The organism is Pedobacter cryoconitis, from assembly GCF_001590605.1.
In the GTDB taxonomy this organism is placed as follows: domain Bacteria; phylum Bacteroidota; class Bacteroidia; order Sphingobacteriales; family Sphingobacteriaceae; genus Pedobacter; species Pedobacter cryoconitis_A.
The window spans coordinates 3,690,098-3,707,722 of the sequence record NZ_CP014504.1 but is presented as its reverse complement, the minus strand read 5'-3'; the positions used below and the strand labels follow the sequence as shown (position 1 = coordinate 3,707,722).

The window sequence follows — 17,625 nt, the reverse complement described above, 5'->3', positions numbered from 1 at the left end:
GTGATACAGTTGCAGAAAGAAACAAACGCCCCCCGCTATGAAAGCATATTCCACGAGGCAATGGTCAATCTGGCATTTACCCAGAATTGGTGTAATGATCAAGTGAAACAGGCTGTTTCAGTATATGATATTACCAATCAGCAGTTTAATGTGCTCAGGATATTACGTGGCCAGCATCCGGACCCTTCGACTATCAATTTGCTGAAATCCAGGATGCTTGATAAAATGTGTGATGCTTCACGAATTGTTGACCGCCTGGTACAGAAGGATTTGATTTGTAAAAAAACCAATGCTTATGATAAGCGTGCAGTTGACATCCTGATCAATGAGAAGGGGTTGGCATTGTTAAAGAAGATGGATAAAGAAATGAGCTTATCTGCTATTCTTTCTGCTAATTTAACCCATCAGGAGGCAGAGCAATTAACTTCGCTGCTGGAAAAAGCAAGAGGCAGGGCTTAGTGTCCTTAGTGCCCTGTCTGATGCTTTTTGTTAAGATACAGCGCTTTAAGTAAGGGGCACTGCCTGATGATCATTTATTAATGACTATGTCCTGAGGTATAAAATCCAATCAGGGCAATCGCAATACCCAACAAGACAGCAACCATTTTTCTTTTGGAAACTTTATGATCTACGCTGGATTCGAATAAGATAGTGGTGGAGATATGTAAGAATATTCCGATCACAATTCCCATCATTTTGTGGAAGTAAACTTCGATCCCTCCAATACTGCCTGTGCTGATCCCATTACTTACCCAGAACCCTAAAGGTGCCATGATGGCGAAGATGGCCAGGTAAAAGATAATACCTGCAGATTTGAATTTGTTTTGCATCAATATACTCGCAAGCGCAAAAGCGGCTGGGATATGATGAAGGGAAATACCAAAAATCAATGCATTATGCTGATCTGCTGCAAGTGGCATTCCTTCTAAAAAAGCATGCAAACACAAACTGATCATGATTCCATAAGGAAAGATCCGGGTGTCATCATGTTTATGGATATGCCCATGTTCTACACCTTCAGAAAATTGCTCTAAAAGGATCTGTAAAAGGAATCCAATTAAGATGTAAATACCTATTTCTGCGTGATCCGGCCCGCTGTAAGCATCGGGTATCAGGTGTAATACGGTGATTGCAAATAAATAAGCACCACTAAAAGAAAGTATAAGTTTTAGCAATTGTGACTTATCACTTTTGACTAAAAATATAGATAACCCTCCAAAAAAGGCGCAAAAGAACAGGATTAAGATTTTCCAAACTTCCATTAAAGTGCTGGTTGTAATTTTTTATAAATGAGTGCTACTAAAAATCCGATAGTTGAGCCCAGAGCAGCGCCTGCTATAGTATCAATCGGGTAATGTACACCTACATATATTTGTGCGAAAGAAATAATAAATGCCCAGGCCAGGCCAATAGGCAGGATTGGCTTCCATCTTGGATAGAAAACCATAATTAAAAACACGGCAATACCAAAATGGTTTGTTGCATGTGCTGATGGGAAACTATAACCGCTGCCGCAGGGCACGCGGTGAATAATATCATGAATCAGTGTGGGTTCATTACAAGGTCTTAGCCTGGCAACAAATGGCTTGATGAATCTGGAAGAAATCATATCACCCAGGGCAAACGTAAGGATTACGCCGCCTATGATATACCAGCCTCTCTTTTTATATTCTTTGAAACTGAAAATGATAATAAAAAGGTAAAGTGGGGCCCAGGTATAACGGTTGCGCATCAATGGAAGGAACCAGTCCAGGAAACCATTCGACAGTCCCCTGTGAATTTTCAGAAACAGTTCTACATCGAAGTTATGCAGGCTTTCTATCATGCTTTTTTACAAACAAGGATTAATCTGTCAGATTTAGCCACATCAAAAGCTTCCAGGCTGTAGCTGCCGAATGTATCCACTATTTTTAATCCGCTTTTTTCAAGCATACGTTCAAAGTCAGCAAGACTGAAGGCTTGTACACGCTCTTCAAAAGCATAGTGTTTGCTTTTGTGTTCAAAGTTGATGTGCTTAATGATTTTACCTTCAGCAACGAATTTACGAAGATCAAATTCTATACCTTCAAGGGTCTTGGTTTCTTTGTGGGTCAGGTTACTGATAATTTTCTGTGTGTTGAAGTAATCAATAACTACTGTTCCGTCTTCTTTAATACTTTTTCTGAAAGATTTAAGCGCGTTTACATGATCTTTTTCTGTATCAAAGTAGCCGAAACTTGTGAAAAGGTTCAAAGCGATATCGTAATAATTGATATAGCCGAGCTTACGCATATCGTGTACGAAAAAGTGAAGATGTTTTTGCTCGAATTGCTTCGCGTATTTAATACTTTGTTCAGAAAGATCAATTCCTGTAACGTCAAATCCTTTTTTGTTTAAATAAACAGAATGACGGCCTCTTCCACAGGCGATATCCAGCATACGGGAGTGCAGTGCAGGTTTAAGGTAAGCTGTCAGGTTATCAATTAAAAACTCTGCTTCAGCGTCGTTACGCTGACTATATAAGATATGATAATAGGGAGAATTAAACCAATATTGAAACCACTTTCGCTGCATAAGGACCGTCTTAAATTTAGAAAAAGCAAATATAGTGATTAGGAATGCAACTGGGTGGATATTCAACTCAAATTATGCTAATATGACTATGACTACTTAAATTTTTACTATTTTTGGAAAATAAAATTCAGAGCAGTTGACACTTATAAAATCTATTTCAGGAATCAGGGGAACTATCGGCGGAATCGCTGGAAATGGGCTAACACCTATTGATATAGTGAAGTTTACCGCAGCTTATGGCTCGTGGGTAATCAAAAATACGAATATTAAGAAAATCGTACTCGGACGGGATGCCCGGATCTCGGGAGACATGGTGAATAATCTTGTAACCGGTACTTTACAGGGATTGGGGATTGAAGTGATAGACTTGGGTTTATCAACTACGCCAACGGTAGAGATTGCTGTTCCAATGGAAAAAGCGGGAGGGGGAATTATTCTGACAGCCAGCCATAATCCTAAACAATGGAACGCACTGAAACTCTTAAATGAGAAGGGTGAGTTTATCAATGATGAAAATGGTAAAGAAGTATTAGAAATTGCTGAAAGAGCTGATTTTTCTTTTGCTGAGGTGAATGACCTTGGAAAAGTTATTTATGATGACTCTTATCTGCAAAAACATATTGATGTAATTCTGGCTTTGCCGCTGGTTGATGTGGAATTGATCAAAAATGCAAATTTCAAAATTGCAATTGACTGTGTAAATTCTACGGGTGGTATTTTTATTCCGGCTTTGTTAAAGGCATTAGGGGTAAAAACAGTATTCGAATTGTATTGTGAGCCCAATGGTGAGTTTCCTCATAATCCAGAGCCTTTACCTGAAAACCTGACTGAAATTGCTAAAGTCGTGCAGCGCAAACAGGCAGATCTGGGTATTGTAGTAGACCCTGATGTAGATCGTTTATGTTTTGTTTGTGAAGATGGGACGATGTTCGGTGAGGAATACACTTTAGTTGCTGTAGCTGATTATATTTTGAAGAATCAGGTGGGGAACACGGTTTCTAATTTATCATCGACGAGAGCCTTAAAAGATGTCACACTCAGAGCGGGCGGGGAATACAATGCTGCTGCTGTGGGTGAAGTGAATGTGGTAAACCAGATGAAAGCAACAAATGCAATTATTGGTGGTGAAGGTAATGGCGGGATTATTTATCCTGAATTGCATTATGGCCGTGATGCTTTGGTTGGGATCGCTTTGTTTTTAACACATCTTGCGAAATTTGGTAAATCTGTTTCCTTGTTAAGAAGCAGCTATCCGAATTACCATATTTCTAAAAATAAGATCACATTAACTCCTGAAATGGATATTGATGCTTTGTTGGTTAAAGTACAGGAAAAATATAAAAATCAACCGAGCAGCACTATTGACGGATTGAAAATAGAGTTTGATAGTGAGTGGGTCCACCTGCGTAAATCAAATACAGAACCAATTATCCGTATCTACAGCGAAGCGGAAAATGAAACTGTAGCTGAAAACCTGGCGAACAAAATTATATCAGACATCAAAGAAATTTTAAAATTGAATTAATACAGAATGAACAGGATCTATTTGGATAATGCTGCAACTACCCCTCTTGATAAAGAGGTAATGGCTGAAATGATTAATGTGATGGAGAATTATTATGGTAATCCATCTTCAATTCATGCGCAGGGCCGTGAGGTACGTACATTGATTGAAAAGGCCCGTAAAACTGTAGCAGGATTACTGAATGCGACACCTGCTGAGATATTTTTCACTTCAGGTGGTACAGAAGCCGACAATACAGCTATACGTTGTGGTATCGCGGCTTTTGGGATCAAACATGCCATTACTTCAAAAATTGAACATCATGCAGTTGAGCATACGCTGGGCCAGTTATTAAAAGATGGCGTTATTGATAAGCTGAGCTTTGTAAATATAGATGCTAAGGGTAATGTTGATTATGAGCACCTGGAACAACTGTTAAAAGAGAATTCACGTTCTTTCGTTTCTTTAATGCATGCAAATAATGAATTGGCAACCTTGACCGATATGGAAAAGGTAGGTGATATTTGTGAGCGTTACGAGGCTATTTATCATTGTGATACAGTACAGACCATGGGTCATTATGTACATGATGTCAGAAAGATTAAAGCACATTTTATAGTTTGTGCAGCACATAAATTGCATGGTCCAAAAGGAGTAGGCTTTTTATTTGTAAATCACACGGTTAAAATCAGTCCGATGATCTTTGGCGGTGCGCAGGAGCGGAATATGCGTGGAGGAACTGAAAATGTCTATGGAATTGTAGGGCTGGCAAAAGCATTGGAGATGGCTTATAGTCAGATGGAAGCGCACCAAACTTATATCCAGGAATTGAAAACTTACATGAAAGATAAACTGGTTGCAGAAATTCCTGCCATTAGCTTTAATGGAGAAACTGATCCTGAGAAAAGTTTATATACGGTCCTTAATGTTTCATTCCCTGCAATGGATATGTCTGATATGTTATTGTTTAATCTTGATATTAACGGTATCTCTGCATCTGGCGGCAGCGCTTGTTCTTCAGGTTCTAATATCGGGTCTCATGTATTGACTGCTGTTGGCATTGATCCGAACCGTCCTTCTGTCAGGTTCTCTTTCAGCAAGTTGAATACGAAAGAGGAAATTGATTATGTGATAGAAAAAGTGAAACATATTGTAGAACAGAATATCGCAGTTTAAGAATTTTATTGATTACAAAAAGCTCTGGCCAGCGGTCAGGGCTTTTTTTTTATAGCACAATTATGCAATACGCACCCATAGAGAATAATAAGAGTCCATATCTGTCTTTTGTAGAGGAGTTGTACCATGCTGCTTTTCCAATGGAAGAGCGCAGGAACTGGAAACAATTGTTAAAAATGATTGGCACAGTTCCGGAAATGTCTATGCAGGTTGTTCTGGAAGAAGAAAAAGCGATTGGTTTTGTAACCAGCTGGAAGTTTGAGGACTGGTGTTTTATTGAACATCTGGCAATTGATCCGGTAAACAGAGGAAAGAAATTTGGAGAACGTGTGATGAAAGATTTCATGGTCAACCGTAAATTATTGTTAGAGGTTGAGCCTCCTGCTTCTGTGGATGCCATACGCAGAATTGGCTTTTATGAAAGATTGGGATTGGTTTGTTTACCTTTTGATTATCTTCATCCTTCTTATCATGACGCTCATGTTTCTCATTCTTTAGTGCTGATGACTAATGTAGCGGAAAGAGAAGAGCTGTATTTTCATGAAATCATCCGCACGGTTAAAAAGCAGGTCTATTTATACCACCCTTTGTAATTTAAAGGTGATCGTGCTGATTTATTATAAAATAATATAAACTATATTTTTCCCGGCTTGTTGTCTATTCAATTGTCAATAATTTTTAATTAAAACATTGGTTATGAATACTCCGGAAAAGCACGATCACGAAGAAGAAAAAAAGAAAACGGTTTATAAAGAAACTGACAATGATGAAGATTTAAGCAGTGGTGAAACATCTTCTGAGTCGGAATCTGGAAGATCTGCATTTGCGAACAGACCTGAAAGAAAAAATAAGCCTTTAGGTGCAGGTCATGAGCCTGGTACTACACCTGGAAGAGATTTCTGATAAAAATATTATTTCTAAAGAAAACCCTGATTCAACAGTTGATTCAGGGTTTTTTGTTTATAAAGGGGGATTTGTGAATTCTATCCCGTAAATATTACCTGATTTATTTGTCTGTTAAAGTTTTCTCCATTACATTAGGGGATAGATTTAGCTACTGTATGAAAAGGATAATGGGTGTTTATTGATTTGCTAAATCGTTTTTAATTCTTTAACCATATATGAACTTATGCGTAATAGTATATACGCTATAAATCACACAAAACAAATGATGAAACATTTCTTATCAGCATTACTTATTGCTGCCACTATGCCTGTACTGGCGCAGCAAGCAGGTAAAGTGACAGACCCGGTAGATTGGGTTAATCCGTTAATGGGGACGGCAAGTAAACCAAGCCTGTCTAATGGGAATACTTATCCTACAATTGCAGTTCCATGGGGAATGAACTTCTGGACTCCGCAAACCGGTAAAATGGGTGATGGATGGGCTTATACTTATGATGCTGATAAAATAAGAGGGTTTAAACAAACACATCAGCCTTCTCCCTGGATGAATGATTATGGACAATTCTCAGTAATGCCGGTCACTGGTAAAATGAAGTTTAACCAGGATGAGCGTGCAAGCTGGTTCTCTCATAAGGCAGAAATTGTAAAGCCATATTATTACAGTGTATACCTGGCTGATGCAGATGTAACTACTGAGATTACGCCTACAGAGCGTGCAGCTCAGTTCCGTTTTACATTCCCGAAATCTGATAGTTCTTATGTTGTTATTGATGCTTTTGATAAGGGATCATATATTAAAGTTATTCCGAAGGAAAGAAAAGTTATAGGTTACAGTACGCGTTATGCAAGTGGGCCGCTACCTGCTAATTTTAAAAATTACTTTGTTATCTACTTTGATAAGGCTATTTCTTCTGCTAATACATGGCACGGAAATACGCTGGCAAAAGATACGCTGGAGCTGAAAAGTGATCATTCTGGTGCGATCATAGGATTTAAGACTGAAAAAGGAGAGAAAGTAGGGATGAAAGTCGCTTCGTCTTTTATCAGTGTTGAACAGGCCGAAATCAGTTTAAAAAGAGAATTGGCAAATGATACGTTTGAAGCTACGCAGCAAAAATCAAGAGCGGTATGGAACAAGACTTTAGGTAAAATTTCTATTGAAGGCGGAACTGTTGATCAGACACGTACTTTTTATTCAAGTTTATACCGGACTTTATTTTTCCCGAATAAGTTATATGAGATAGATGCGAACAATAAAATTGTTCACTGGAGCCCTTACAATGGCAAAACTATGCCAGGTTATATGTTTGCTGGTACGGGATTCTGGGATACCTTCAGAGCGCTGTACCCATTCTTAAATCTGGTGTATCCTGCAATCAACAAAGAGATGCAGGAAGGATTGGTAAATGATTATAAAGAAGGCGGATGGTTGCCTGAATGGTCAAGTCCTGGTTATGCAAATTGTATGATCGGTAACAATTCTGCCTCTGTAGTCGCAGATGCTTATATTAAAGGGTTGCGTGGATATGATATTGAGCGTTTATTTGAAGCGTTAAAACATGGTGCGAATAATGAAGGGCCGAATGAAGCTGTAGGAAGAGCGGGTGTAAAGTATTATAATGAGTTAGGTTATGTGCCTTATGATGTTAAACTGAATGAGAATGCCGCCAGAACATTGGAGTATGCTTATGATGACTTTACGATTTATCAATTGGGAAAAGCGCTGAATAAACCAGCTGCTGAGATTGATATCTACAAGAAAAGAGCAATGAATTATAAAAATCTATTTGATCCTTCATCTGGTTTGATGCGTGGAAAGAATAAGGATGGTTCATTCCAATCACCTTTTAACCCGTTTAAATGGGGTGATGCTTTTACAGAAGGAAACAGCTGGCATTATTCATGGTCAGTTTTCCAGGACATAAATGGTCTGGTTGGACTGATGGGCGGTAAAAACAAGTTTGTAGAGAAATTGGATTCAGTATTTACTATGCCCCCTGTTTTTGATGCAAGTTATTATGGTTCGGTGATTCACGAGATCAGAGAGATGCAGATTGCAAATATGGGACAGTATGCACATGGCAATCAGCCGATACAACACATGATTTACTTGTATAATTATGCCGGACAACCTTGGAAAGCGCAGTACTGGTTAAGAGAAACGATGAACAGAATGTATAAAGCTACGCCTGATGGCTATTGTGGAGATGAAGATAACGGACAGACTTCTGCCTGGTATGTTTTCTCTTCAATGGGCTTCTATCCGGTTACTCCTGCTACAGATCAATATGTGGTTGGTGCGCCTTTGTTCAAAAAAGTAACGGTTAATCTGGATAATGGAAAACAGATTGTAATCAATGCTGCTGCAAACAGTGTGGATAACAAGTATATCAATGCGTTGAAATATAATGGTAAGGCTTATGGTAAAAACTGGTTAAGTCACGCTGATTTAGTCAAAGGGGCTACTTTGGATTTCGATATGACTGCTACACCTAATAAGACCAGGGGTACTGCGGAAAGTGATTTCCCTTACTCTATGTCAACAGAACAGCAATAATTTAAGGGTTCTGATCCGTTAGCTGATCAGCTTATAAAGCGGTTGATTTGCTCATTTATAGCTAAATGAGCAAATCAACCACTTTTTTTGTGTTTTAAATTGAAATTCAATTAATTACTTAAGACATTTTTGTAATATATTTTTTGTCTGCTATTAATTTAAATATTAAGTATCATCTTTTATGTTTAATATTGAATACACAAATGAAACACTGTATGAAAAAACTAGTAACATTGGCGATGCTTTCTGCATTTGCCCTGGCAGTCAATGCCCAAACTGAAAAAGGTAAGACTATTGCAGGAGGATCAATAGGTTATTCCAATTCCAAAAGTAGTAACAATGCTATGGAGAGTAAGCAAAATAGTTTAACGTTGCTTCCAAGTATAGGTTATTTTGTAAAGGATAACCTGGCATTGGGTTTAGGGATTGGTTATTCAAGGCTAACAGAGGAGGGCAGCGAAAAAACGCAATACCTTTTAAATCAGAAAAATACAACTGATTATTTTATGGTGAGCCCTTTTATCAGACGTTATATAAATATATCTGATCAGTTCAAGTTCTTTGGTCAGTTCTCTGTTCCAATGAAATGGGGAAATCTGGAGTCGGTAACAGGAACGGCTAGTCCGGCTGTTAGTGTTGCGCCGCCTTCAAATTCTAAAACTACAGCTATAGGGGTGAGTATAGAGCCTGGTTTCGCCTATTTTCCTACCAAAAGGATTGGGATACAGCTTTCTCTGGATGGGCTATCTTATGCCTGGAATAAAACCGAGAATAAGAATTCGCATGAAGTGAGTAAGAATAATGCTTTCAATTTAGGAACGGACTTTTTCGCGCCAAAAATTGGTATTCAATTTCATTTCTAATCCTGAGCTGTATCATTATGAAGAAAATAGTATTAATTTTTATTGGTTTGCTATCAATATCAGTTAGCTGCATGGCGCAGACAGAAAAAGGAAAAATACTTTTAGGAGGTTATGCTAATTTCAACACCTACAGAGGTGGAAGCATAACAGACAGGAATACTTACTTAGGAATCAATCCCACAGTGGGAATCTTCGTTACAGATAATCTGGTCATAGGAACCGGATTAGGCTATGTACATTCTGCTTATACCCAGAATTTGGTTGATGGAGGTTCTGTACGGAGAAAAGCTTACGCTGTGAGTGTAAGCCCGTTTGGGAGATATTATGTTGGTATCACACCGCAACTTAAATTTTTTGGTCAGCTGGAAGCAGCTTTAAACTGGCGGAATATAAAAGGTAGCGAAACAATGGGGGAAAAAGATTTGAAAAGTAATTTTTATAGCGCAACCTTATCTCCGGGATTTGCCTTGTTCCCCTCTAAAAAAATCGGTATAGAACTGTCAATTACCGGATTCCAATATGCAAAGCAACACTTGAAAACTGATGAGGCATCCTTAACTGATTTCAGATCTTTTAGTTTTGGAAGTGACTTCTTTAATCCGCGTTTAGGGATTCAATTCTATTTGTAAGCAAGAGCCGGACTAAAAGGCCCTGATAAGATGAATTGAATATATTAAGAATCCCCTGCGGAATAAAAGCTTTAATAGCGCTTTATTCCGCAGGGGATTTTATTTTATAGCGTAGGCTATTTTATAAGGAAGCCTGTCTAACAGGCAACAGGTTATCTAGTTCTTTACCATTTTAAGGAAAGTAGCGAGCTTTGCTTTCATTGCCCTGCGGTCTACAATAAAATCAAGGAAGCCATGTTCCTGCACAAATTCGGCAGTCTGGAAACCTTTTGGTAAGTCTTTTTTGATTGTTTCTTTAATTACTCTCGGGCCTGCAAATCCAATCAGCGCACCTGGTTCTGCAATATTAATATCACCCAGCATCGCATAAGATGCAGTTACACCACCGGTAGTCGGATCAGTTAATAAAGAGATATAAGGGATTTTTGCCTGGTTCAGCAAGGCTAATTTAGCAGATGTTTTTGCCATTTGCATCAGTGAGAATGCGGCTTCCATCATTCTGGCTCCTCCTGATTTGGAAATCATCAGAAATGGAATTTTATGTTTGATGCTGTAATCGATAGATCTTGCGATTTTTTCTCCTACTACAGAACCCATAGAACCACCAATAAAATTGAAGTCCATACAGGCAATTACCAGTTCTTCTCCTTCAATTTTACCTACTGCTGAACGAATAGCGTCTTTCAGGCCTGTTTTTGCCATTGTGTCAACCAAACGTTCTGTATAAGGTTTGCTGTCTGTAAAGTTAAGCGGATCTCCTGAGGTCAGGTCAGCAAAAAGTTCTTTGAACTCATTGTTATCAAATAATACCTGAAAATATTCTTTGGAACCAACTCTCAAATGATAATCACAATAGTGACAAACGTATTTATTTTCAATAAGGTCTGCGCTGTGTAATGCTTTCTTGCAATTAGGACACTTGTTCCATAAGCCATCCGGCGCTTCTTTCTTTTCTTCTGTCAGCGTACTGATACCTTTTTTTTCTCTCTTAAACCAAGCCATGTTATTCGTTGAAAAATGCGATTACAAAGAAACGAAAAAAAATCAGAACAGCTTAACCTAGATTTCGTATAAATTCTATAATACTTTAACAGGTTATAATTTATAAAATATTAAGCGATTAGCTTTTGCTATATTGATATAGCAATTGAAATAATCAGCTGTGGTAATAATAGGTATGATGAAATAATTACCAGCTAAGGTTTGCCCGGGCTAATATTTTTCCTAACTTCGGCTTAAACAAAATCTAATAACAATGAGTTTAAAAGGCTATAAAGGCGTAATTTACGGAGATGCTGTTCAGGAATTATTTGAACAGGCTAAAAAACATCAGTTTGCATTGCCTGCAGTTAATGTTACCGGAACAAATACCATCAATGCGGTTATGGAAACTGCTAAAGCGGTGAATTCACCAGTCATGATCCAGTTATCAAATGGTGGCGCGCAATTTTATGCAGGTAAGACATTGAATAATGATAACTTAAATGCATGTGTATTAGGGGCAGTATCTGCCGCAAAACATGTTCATTTATTAGCTGAGCACTATGGTGTTGCGGTTGTATTACATACTGACCATGCAGCTAAAAAATTATTGCCATGGATTGATGGCCTGTTAGATCACGGTGAAAAATTCTTTGCTGAAACTGGTAAACCATTGTTCTCTTCACATATGTTGGATCTTTCTGAAGAGTCAATCGAAGAAAACATGGAGATCTCGGCTAAATACTTAGCACGTATGGCTAAAATGGGTATGACTATCGAAATCGAACTGGGTGTAACTGGTGGTGAAGAAGATGGTGTAGACAACAGTGATGTTGATAGCTCTAAATTATATACTCAGCCTTCTGAAGTCGCTTATGCTTATGAAGAATTGAGTAAAGTAAGTGATAAATTTACTGTTGCTGCTGCTTTTGGTAATGTTCACGGTGTTTATAAACCAGGTAACGTTAAATTGCAACCAGTAATCCTTAAAAACTCTCAGGATTATATCAAAGAGAAATTAGGGTTAACAGCTGAAAAGCCAATTAACTTTGTATTCCATGGTGGATCAGGTTCTTCTCAGGAAGAGATCAGAGAAGCTATTTCTTATGGTGCAATCAAAATGAACATTGATACTGATATGCAATGGGCATTGTGGGAAGGTGTTCTGGATTATTACAAAGCGAACGAAGCTTATCTTCAGGGACAAATCGGAAATCCTGATGGAGATGATAAACCAAATAAAAAATACTATGATCCACGTGTTTGGTTACGCAAAGGAGAAGAAGCATTTGTTAAACGTTTAACTCAGGCTTTTGAAGATTTGAACTGTAGAAATGCAAGTGATAAATTATAAGTAAAGAAAAAAATATTTAAGGCGCTTCAGAGTCAATCTGAAGCGCTTTTTTTATGATTTATTTTTTTTCGGTTATACACTGTAAATGGGTTTTAATCATCAAATTAGCTGAAAAAAATAGCGATGAAAATCCCAGGAAAGAAAAACAACTTATTTGAGCAGTTCTCTAATGCTGCGACCAAGTTTACAGGTAGCTCTTCAGCTTTTATTATTGCTTTATTAATTGTCATTGTCTGGGCAGTGAGCGGTCCGGTTTTTCATTATTCGGAAACCTGGCAGCTGGTGATCAATACCGGAACAACAATTATTACTTTTTTAATGGTCTTTTTAATCCAGAAAGCTCAGAACAAAGATGGCAAGGCGATACAGCTTAAGTTGAATGAATTATTGGCCGCACATGAACGGGCAAGTAACAGGATGGTGGATATTGAAGACTTAACAGAAGCTGAATTAGATCAGTTACATAAATTCTATGTCACATTAGCAGCATTAGCAAAACAAGAAACCGATATTCATTGTTCTCATTCCATTGATGCTGCGCAGGAAGTGAGTGTAATGAAAGCGAAGCATTTATTTAAACCCAAACATCATGGAACTACTTCAGGTAAATAAGATCAGGACGCAGGAAGAATTGGAAAGTGCATTTGCAATTCGAAAACAAGTCTTTGTGGTGGAACAGGGCTGTCCGCCAGAACTGGAATGGGAAAATGAGGATGTTTCTCATCATTTCCTGGCTTTACTGGATAACCAGCCTTGTGGTGCTTGCCGATGGCGGAAAACTGACAACGGCTATAAGTTAGAGCGTTTTGCGGTATTAAAAGAATACCGGGGCAAAAGGGTAGGACAAGCGCTTGTAGCGGCTGCTTTAGCCGATATACCAGATAGTGCCAACTCGATCTATTTAAACGCGCAGGTGGAAGCCGTTAGCTTGTATGCTAAGTTTGGCTTTGCAGTAGAAGGCGAACAGTTTGAAGAAGCTGGAATACAGCATTTCAGAATGGTAAAGAAATAAATAATTGGTAGCAGGTGAGGTTACATTCCTTGAAATACTTTCGATGACAACAACATCGCCTCCTGCCATTTATCTAAGTTCAGCTTCAATGTTTCGCCTTGTTGCTGAAGATAAGTAATCAGTTCTTCGGTCGCCAGGTTACCAGTCAGGTCATCGGCTGCCATCGGACAACCTCCAAAGCCTTTTAAAGCACTATCAAAACGTCTGCACCCAATGTGGTAAGCAGCTTCAATTTTTTCTTTACGCGTCTCCGGAGTGCTGTGCAAATGCAGGCCTATTTCTGTTTCCGGAAAGCTGCGGAGCAGCAGCTGCATTAACTCTTTAATCTTTTCTGGTGTAGAAACTCCTGTGGTATCTGATAAGGAAAGTATTTTAGTCCCCCTTTTTACCAATTCCGATGCCCATTGTTCTACAATTGCTGTGTTGTAAGCATCTCCATATGGATTACCAAAGCCCATAGATAAGTAAACTACGGCAGTCTTCTGATTTTTATCACATAATTCCAGCATCTTTTCTACGGTTACCAGAGATTCCTGAATAGTGGAATTTGTATTCCTCTGCTGAAAAGTTTCAGAGATAGAAAATGGAAATCCTACGTAATCGATTTCAGGAAAGAGCATGGCATTTTCAGCGCCACGCAGATTGGCTACAATAGCTAATAATTTGCTGGATGTATTGCTCAGATCCAGTTGTGCTAAAACTTCTTTGGTATCGGTAAGCTGGGGGATAGCCTTTGGCGAAACAAAACTGCCGAAATCTATGGTATCAAAACCAACTTGCAGGAGCAAATTGATATAGGCCGCTTTTAAGTCTGTGGGAATAAAGTCATGGATGCCTTGCATGGCATCTCTCGGACATTCGATTAGTTTAATAGCTTTCTGACTCATAAATAGTAAAGCACGCTGGTTATTTGTGCAACGGCTCAATGTAAGTAAAAATACGAAATAACAGAAATAAGGCAGCTTTCCGTGGTGGAAAAGCTGCCTTGGATTAAAAACAAAAAAGCCTTCTTCTGATTCCAGAAGAAGGCTTTTAAATGCTATGCTATTACTTATGCGTGTTTCTTGCCTAAGTCGATTACAATTGGTGTAGAGATACATAACGAAGAGTATGTACCGATCACACGGCCAATTAATAACGCGAAGATAAACCCACGGATACTTTCTCCACCGAAGATGAAGACTACAAGTAATACGAAGAATACGGTTAATGAGGTTAAGATGGTACGACTTAATGTACTGTTCAACGCGAAGTTGATTAGTGTATTACGTTCTTCACCATATAAATCATCTTTACCAGTCTCCGCAAGTTTCTCACGGATACGGTCAAATACAACTACTGTTTCAGTCATGGTATAAGACATAACCGTTAAGATTGCTGCGATGAAATCCTGACCAATTTCTAAAGAGAATGGTAGCACACCATCAAGGATCGTATAGAATGATAATACCAGTAACACGTCATGGAATAATGCGATAACCGCACCTAAACCATAGTTTACTTTCTTAAATCTGACGATGATATAAACAAACATCAACAGACAAGAGAACAAGATTGCTGTGTAAGCACTTGAAACAAGGTCACTCGCAATGATTGGCCCTACTTTCTGGTTACTTTCAATGGTATATTTAGCTCCTGTTGTTGCTAAACCAGCTTTTAATGCATCTTCTACAATCTTATCAGCACCAGCATTCTGGTCAGCGATATGGTAAGTAGTTGTGATTTTTAATTCGTTGTCAGCACCAGCAGTTTTAACCTGAATTTCTTCATTCTGGAAGCTTGGGGCTAATTTCGCTTTTACATCTTCAGTATCCATTCCTTTATCGAAATGAACGATGTAAGTTCTTCCTCCTTTAAAATCAATACCTAACCTTAATCCACCGTTTTTGAAGTAGAAAATGATACCTAAGATGATGATGATAGAAGAGATTGTATAATAAATCTTTCTGCGGCCAACAAAGTTAAACGCGATGTTTTTAAAGGCGTGGATAGTTGCTTTGTTACCGAAAGTGATGTTTGCATTTTTGTTCAATAGACCTTCAAATACTAAACGTGAGATTAATACCGCACAGAATAAAGAAGAAAGGATACCGATACATAAAGTAGTTGCAAAACCCTGAACAGGACCGCTACCGAATGCATAAAGGATAACACCTAAAATTAATACCGTAACATTGGAGTCAATAATCGAAGGCATTGCATGTTTAAAACCTTCTTTGATTGCCACAGCAGTTGATTTGCCATGTGCCAGTTCCTCTCTTACACGTTCAAAGATCAGGATGTTCGCATCGACCGATAAACCAATTACCAGGATAATACCAGCAATACCAGGTAAAGTCAATACCGCACCCAGCGAAACCAGGATACCCATGATGAACAATAAGTTGATCACTAAGGCAAGGTTAGCTACCCAACCTGCTTTGTTGTAATACAACGCCATGAACACAAGGATCACTATGAATGCCAGTACGAATGATAATAAACCATTGTGGATCGCTGCTTCTCCTAAAGATGGACCAACCACAAACTCACCAACAATACGTGCCGGAGCTGGTAATTTACCTGCTTTTAAGATGTTGGCTAAATCCTGTGTTTCATTCACTGTAAAGTTACCAGTGATCGAAGAGATACCGTTAGGGATTTCATTCTGAACAGTAGGGGCAGAGTAAACTGCGTTATCCAGAACGATAGCAATAGATTTTTTGTTGTTTGCATCGGCTGAAGCTTCAGCTGTGATTTTTTTCCATTTCTGTGCACCTTCACCAGTCATGTACATGGTCACTTCAGGTTTACCTTTCTGATCGTAATCATGACGGGCATCGCTGATAGCTTCACCACCTAAATCAGGTTTTCCATCCGGAGATACAGATTTGATTGCGTAAAGTTCAAAAACTTTAGTACCATCCATTGGTCTTACACTCCACATGAATTTGAAACTCTGAGGAATGATAGAAACAACTTCTGGTCTTCTGAAGTAAGAGTTTACTTTAGCAGTATCTTTTTGTGCAACCCATCCAACAGTTGGGCCAGGACGTAAAGCTGGTTGTCCTTTTTCATCCTGGTAAGTAGGGATATTTAATAAAGCGAATAATGGATTAGATTTAGAAAGTTCTTTTGTTTTTAAGTCAGAAGAATCTTTACCAGTAGTGCTTTTTTTAGCTAAGTTAGCCAATGCACTTTTTCCTTTTACAGCAGTATCTTTTACAGTTGTTACTGTAGCAGTGTCTTTTAAAGTAGAGGCAAGGGTTTTGTTGATGTTCTCCATGATCGAGTAAACCTCTTCATTTTGATACACCTGCCAGAATTGTAATTCTGCAGAACCTTGTAATAATTTATGAACCCTTTCTTTATCCTGAACACCAGGCATCTCAATCAGGATACGGTTAGTACCTTCTTGTTTCTGCATGTTAGGACTTACCACACCAAATCCGTCGATACGGCTTCTGATAATGATAAATGAACGGTCAATCGCGCTTGTAGCTTCTTTCGATAAGTAATTCTTAACGTCAGCATTGCTTGCATTTGCTTTTAACTGTTGCGCGTTATCCTGGTTAGAGAAATAATCTGCAAGTTTTACGTTCGGGCTGATTTTTTCAAATTCATTGACAAACAAACTGATGAAATCTTTACCACCAGCATTCAGCTGAGTTTGGGCAGTAGCGAGTGCTTTGTTAAAATTAGCATCATCTGTGTGATTAGCTAAAGATTTTACTAACTCTCCTAACGATATTTCCATCGTTACGTTCATACCACCTTTAAGGTCAAGACCTAAATTGATTTCTTTCCCTTTACAGAACTGATAGTCAAATCCGAATATTGGATAAACCGGGACGGTTGACATGGAGTCCAAATAAGCTTTTTCCTTAGTCAGATCGCCTTTAGCATACGCTTTAGCGTCTTTTTCTACCTTCGACGTAACGAAATTGAACGAGAGGGAATACACGCAGACAATACCTAATAGTATTGCCATAAATTTAATGAAACCTTTACCTTGCATTTTTGTTTGTAATTATTTGTCTATGCTGTATATTTTTTTCAACAAGTCGGCAAATCTAATTAATTTTTTAATTAATAGTCAGCCTTATATAAT

The 17,625-nt window shown here is 38.4% G+C and carries 17 protein-coding genes; 11 read left to right on the top strand and 6 right to left on the bottom strand.

The window, feature by feature from the left end; genetic code table 11:
* Positions 1–459, top strand: coding sequence for a MarR family winged helix-turn-helix transcriptional regulator (locus AY601_RS15210; protein ID WP_232324611.1), 459 nt, complete (start codon positions 1–3; stop codon positions 457–459).
* A gap of 77 nt (positions 460–536) precedes the next feature.
* Here the strand turns inward: AY601_RS15210 and AY601_RS15205 are convergent, their stop codons facing one another.
* The 3 genes from AY601_RS15205 to AY601_RS15195 are packed head-to-tail and all read right to left on the bottom strand — an operon-like array spanning position 537 to position 2,553.
* Entirely contained in the window at positions 537–1,262 is a 726-nt protein-coding gene (locus tag AY601_RS15205) for a ZIP family metal transporter (RefSeq protein WP_068402579.1), read from the bottom strand.
* The gene (locus AY601_RS15200; RefSeq protein WP_068402577.1) at positions 1,262–1,825 is read right to left on the bottom strand and encodes a phosphatase PAP2 family protein; all 564 of its coding nucleotides are present in this window, start codon (positions 1,823–1,825) and stop codon (positions 1,262–1,264) included. Before AY601_RS15200 ends, AY601_RS15205 begins: the two co-directional genes overlap by 1 nt.
* Positions 1,822–2,553, bottom strand: a complete 732-nt coding sequence (locus AY601_RS15195) for a class I SAM-dependent methyltransferase (protein WP_068402575.1) — start codon at positions 2,551–2,553, stop codon at positions 1,822–1,824. The genes AY601_RS15200 and AY601_RS15195 overlap by 4 nt, the downstream gene beginning before the upstream one ends.
* A 136-nt stretch (positions 2,554–2,689) precedes the next feature.
* Here AY601_RS15195 and glmM point away from each other — a divergent pair, with 136 nt between their 5' ends.
* From glmM to AY601_RS15160, 7 genes are all read left to right on the top strand, one after another.
* Entirely contained in the window at positions 2,690–4,078 is a 1,389-nt protein-coding gene (gene glmM / locus AY601_RS15190) for a phosphoglucosamine mutase (protein WP_068402573.1), read from the top strand.
* A gap of 6 nt (positions 4,079–4,084) precedes the next feature.
* Entirely contained in the window at positions 4,085–5,233 is a 1,149-nt protein-coding gene (locus AY601_RS15185) for a cysteine desulfurase family protein (protein WP_068402571.1), read from the top strand.
* A gap of 62 nt (positions 5,234–5,295) precedes the next feature.
* The gene (locus AY601_RS15180; protein WP_084359302.1) at positions 5,296–5,826 is read left to right on the top strand and encodes a GNAT family N-acetyltransferase; all 531 of its coding nucleotides are present in this window, start codon (positions 5,296–5,298) and stop codon (positions 5,824–5,826) included.
* A gap of 103 nt (positions 5,827–5,929) precedes the next feature.
* A complete protein-coding gene (locus AY601_RS15175; RefSeq protein WP_068402567.1) occupies positions 5,930–6,136 on the top strand; it encodes a hypothetical protein in 207 nt (68 codons plus the stop codon).
* 268 nt (positions 6,137–6,404) lie between these two features.
* Complete coding sequence (locus tag AY601_RS15170; protein ID WP_068407597.1) at positions 6,405–8,696, top strand: GH92 family glycosyl hydrolase; 2,292 nt, start codon at positions 6,405–6,407, stop codon at positions 8,694–8,696.
* Between the two features lie 215 nt (positions 8,697–8,911).
* A complete protein-coding gene (locus AY601_RS15165; RefSeq protein WP_068402565.1) occupies positions 8,912–9,559 on the top strand; it encodes an outer membrane beta-barrel protein in 648 nt (215 codons plus the stop codon).
* 17 nt (positions 9,560–9,576) lie between these two features.
* Complete coding sequence (locus AY601_RS15160) at positions 9,577–10,188, top strand: outer membrane beta-barrel protein (protein WP_157287948.1); 612 nt, start codon at positions 9,577–9,579, stop codon at positions 10,186–10,188.
* Positions 10,189–10,344: 156 nt separating this feature from the next.
* Here AY601_RS15160 and accD read toward each other — a convergent pair whose 3' ends face one another.
* Positions 10,345–11,190, bottom strand: coding sequence for an acetyl-CoA carboxylase, carboxyltransferase subunit beta (accD, locus tag AY601_RS15155; protein WP_068402561.1), 846 nt, complete (start codon positions 11,188–11,190; stop codon positions 10,345–10,347).
* A gap of 253 nt (positions 11,191–11,443) precedes the next feature.
* Here accD and fbaA point away from each other — a divergent pair, with 253 nt between their 5' ends.
* From fbaA to AY601_RS15140, 3 genes are all read left to right on the top strand, one after another.
* Positions 11,444–12,523 (top strand): class II fructose-bisphosphate aldolase, encoded by a 1,080-nt coding sequence (gene fbaA / locus AY601_RS15150; RefSeq protein ID WP_068402559.1) that lies wholly within the window; start codon positions 11,444–11,446, stop codon positions 12,521–12,523.
* Positions 12,524–12,646: 123 nt separating this feature from the next.
* Positions 12,647–13,135 carry a low affinity iron permease family protein gene (locus AY601_RS15145; protein ID WP_068402557.1) on the top strand — a complete coding sequence of 163 codons (489 nt, stop codon included), beginning with the start codon at positions 12,647–12,649 and terminating at the stop codon, positions 13,133–13,135.
* Entirely contained in the window at positions 13,113–13,535 is a 423-nt protein-coding gene (locus AY601_RS15140; protein ID WP_068402555.1) for a GNAT family N-acetyltransferase, read from the top strand. The genes AY601_RS15145 and AY601_RS15140 overlap by 23 nt, the downstream gene beginning before the upstream one ends.
* A gap of 20 nt (positions 13,536–13,555) precedes the next feature.
* Here the strand turns inward: AY601_RS15140 and AY601_RS15135 are convergent, their stop codons facing one another.
* Complete coding sequence (locus AY601_RS15135; protein WP_068402553.1) at positions 13,556–14,422, bottom strand: hydroxymethylglutaryl-CoA lyase; 867 nt, start codon at positions 14,420–14,422, stop codon at positions 13,556–13,558.
* Between the two features lie 164 nt (positions 14,423–14,586).
* Positions 14,587–17,532, bottom strand: coding sequence for a protein translocase subunit SecDF (gene secDF, locus AY601_RS15130; protein ID WP_068402551.1), 2,946 nt, complete (start codon positions 17,530–17,532; stop codon positions 14,587–14,589).
* Positions 17,533–17,625 lie beyond the last annotated feature (93 nt).

Coding starts and splice junctions, on each gene's coding strand:
- AY601_RS15205 (WP_068402579.1), bottom strand. CDS start 1,262: ATGGAAGTTTGGAAAATCTTAATCCTGTTCTTTTGCGCCTTTTTTGGA.
- AY601_RS15200 (WP_068402577.1), bottom strand. CDS start 1,825: ATGATAGAAAGCCTGCATAACTTCGATGTAGAACTGTTTCTGAAAATT.
- AY601_RS15195 (WP_068402575.1), bottom strand. CDS start 2,553: ATGCAGCGAAAGTGGTTTCAATATTGGTTTAATTCTCCCTATTATCAT.
- AY601_RS15185 (WP_068402571.1), top strand. CDS start 4,085: ATGAACAGGATCTATTTGGATAATGCTGCAACTACCCCTCTTGATAAA.
- AY601_RS15180 (WP_084359302.1), top strand. CDS start 5,296: ATGCAATACGCACCCATAGAGAATAATAAGAGTCCATATCTGTCTTTT.
- AY601_RS15175 (WP_068402567.1), top strand. CDS start 5,930: ATGAATACTCCGGAAAAGCACGATCACGAAGAAGAAAAAAAGAAAACG.
- AY601_RS15170 (WP_068407597.1), top strand. CDS start 6,405: ATGAAACATTTCTTATCAGCATTACTTATTGCTGCCACTATGCCTGTA.
- AY601_RS15165 (WP_068402565.1), top strand. CDS start 8,912: ATGAAAAAACTAGTAACATTGGCGATGCTTTCTGCATTTGCCCTGGCA.
- AY601_RS15160 (WP_157287948.1), top strand. CDS start 9,577: ATGAAGAAAATAGTATTAATTTTTATTGGTTTGCTATCAATATCAGTT.
- accD (WP_068402561.1), bottom strand. CDS start 11,190: ATGGCTTGGTTTAAGAGAGAAAAAAAAGGTATCAGTACGCTGACAGAA.
- fbaA (WP_068402559.1), top strand. CDS start 11,444: ATGAGTTTAAAAGGCTATAAAGGCGTAATTTACGGAGATGCTGTTCAG.
- AY601_RS15145 (WP_068402557.1), top strand. CDS start 12,647: ATGAAAATCCCAGGAAAGAAAAACAACTTATTTGAGCAGTTCTCTAAT.
- AY601_RS15140 (WP_068402555.1), top strand. CDS start 13,113: ATGGAACTACTTCAGGTAAATAAGATCAGGACGCAGGAAGAATTGGAA.
- AY601_RS15135 (WP_068402553.1), bottom strand. CDS start 14,422: ATGAGTCAGAAAGCTATTAAACTAATCGAATGTCCGAGAGATGCCATG.
- secDF (WP_068402551.1), bottom strand. CDS start 17,532: ATGCAAGGTAAAGGTTTCATTAAATTTATGGCAATACTATTAGGTATT.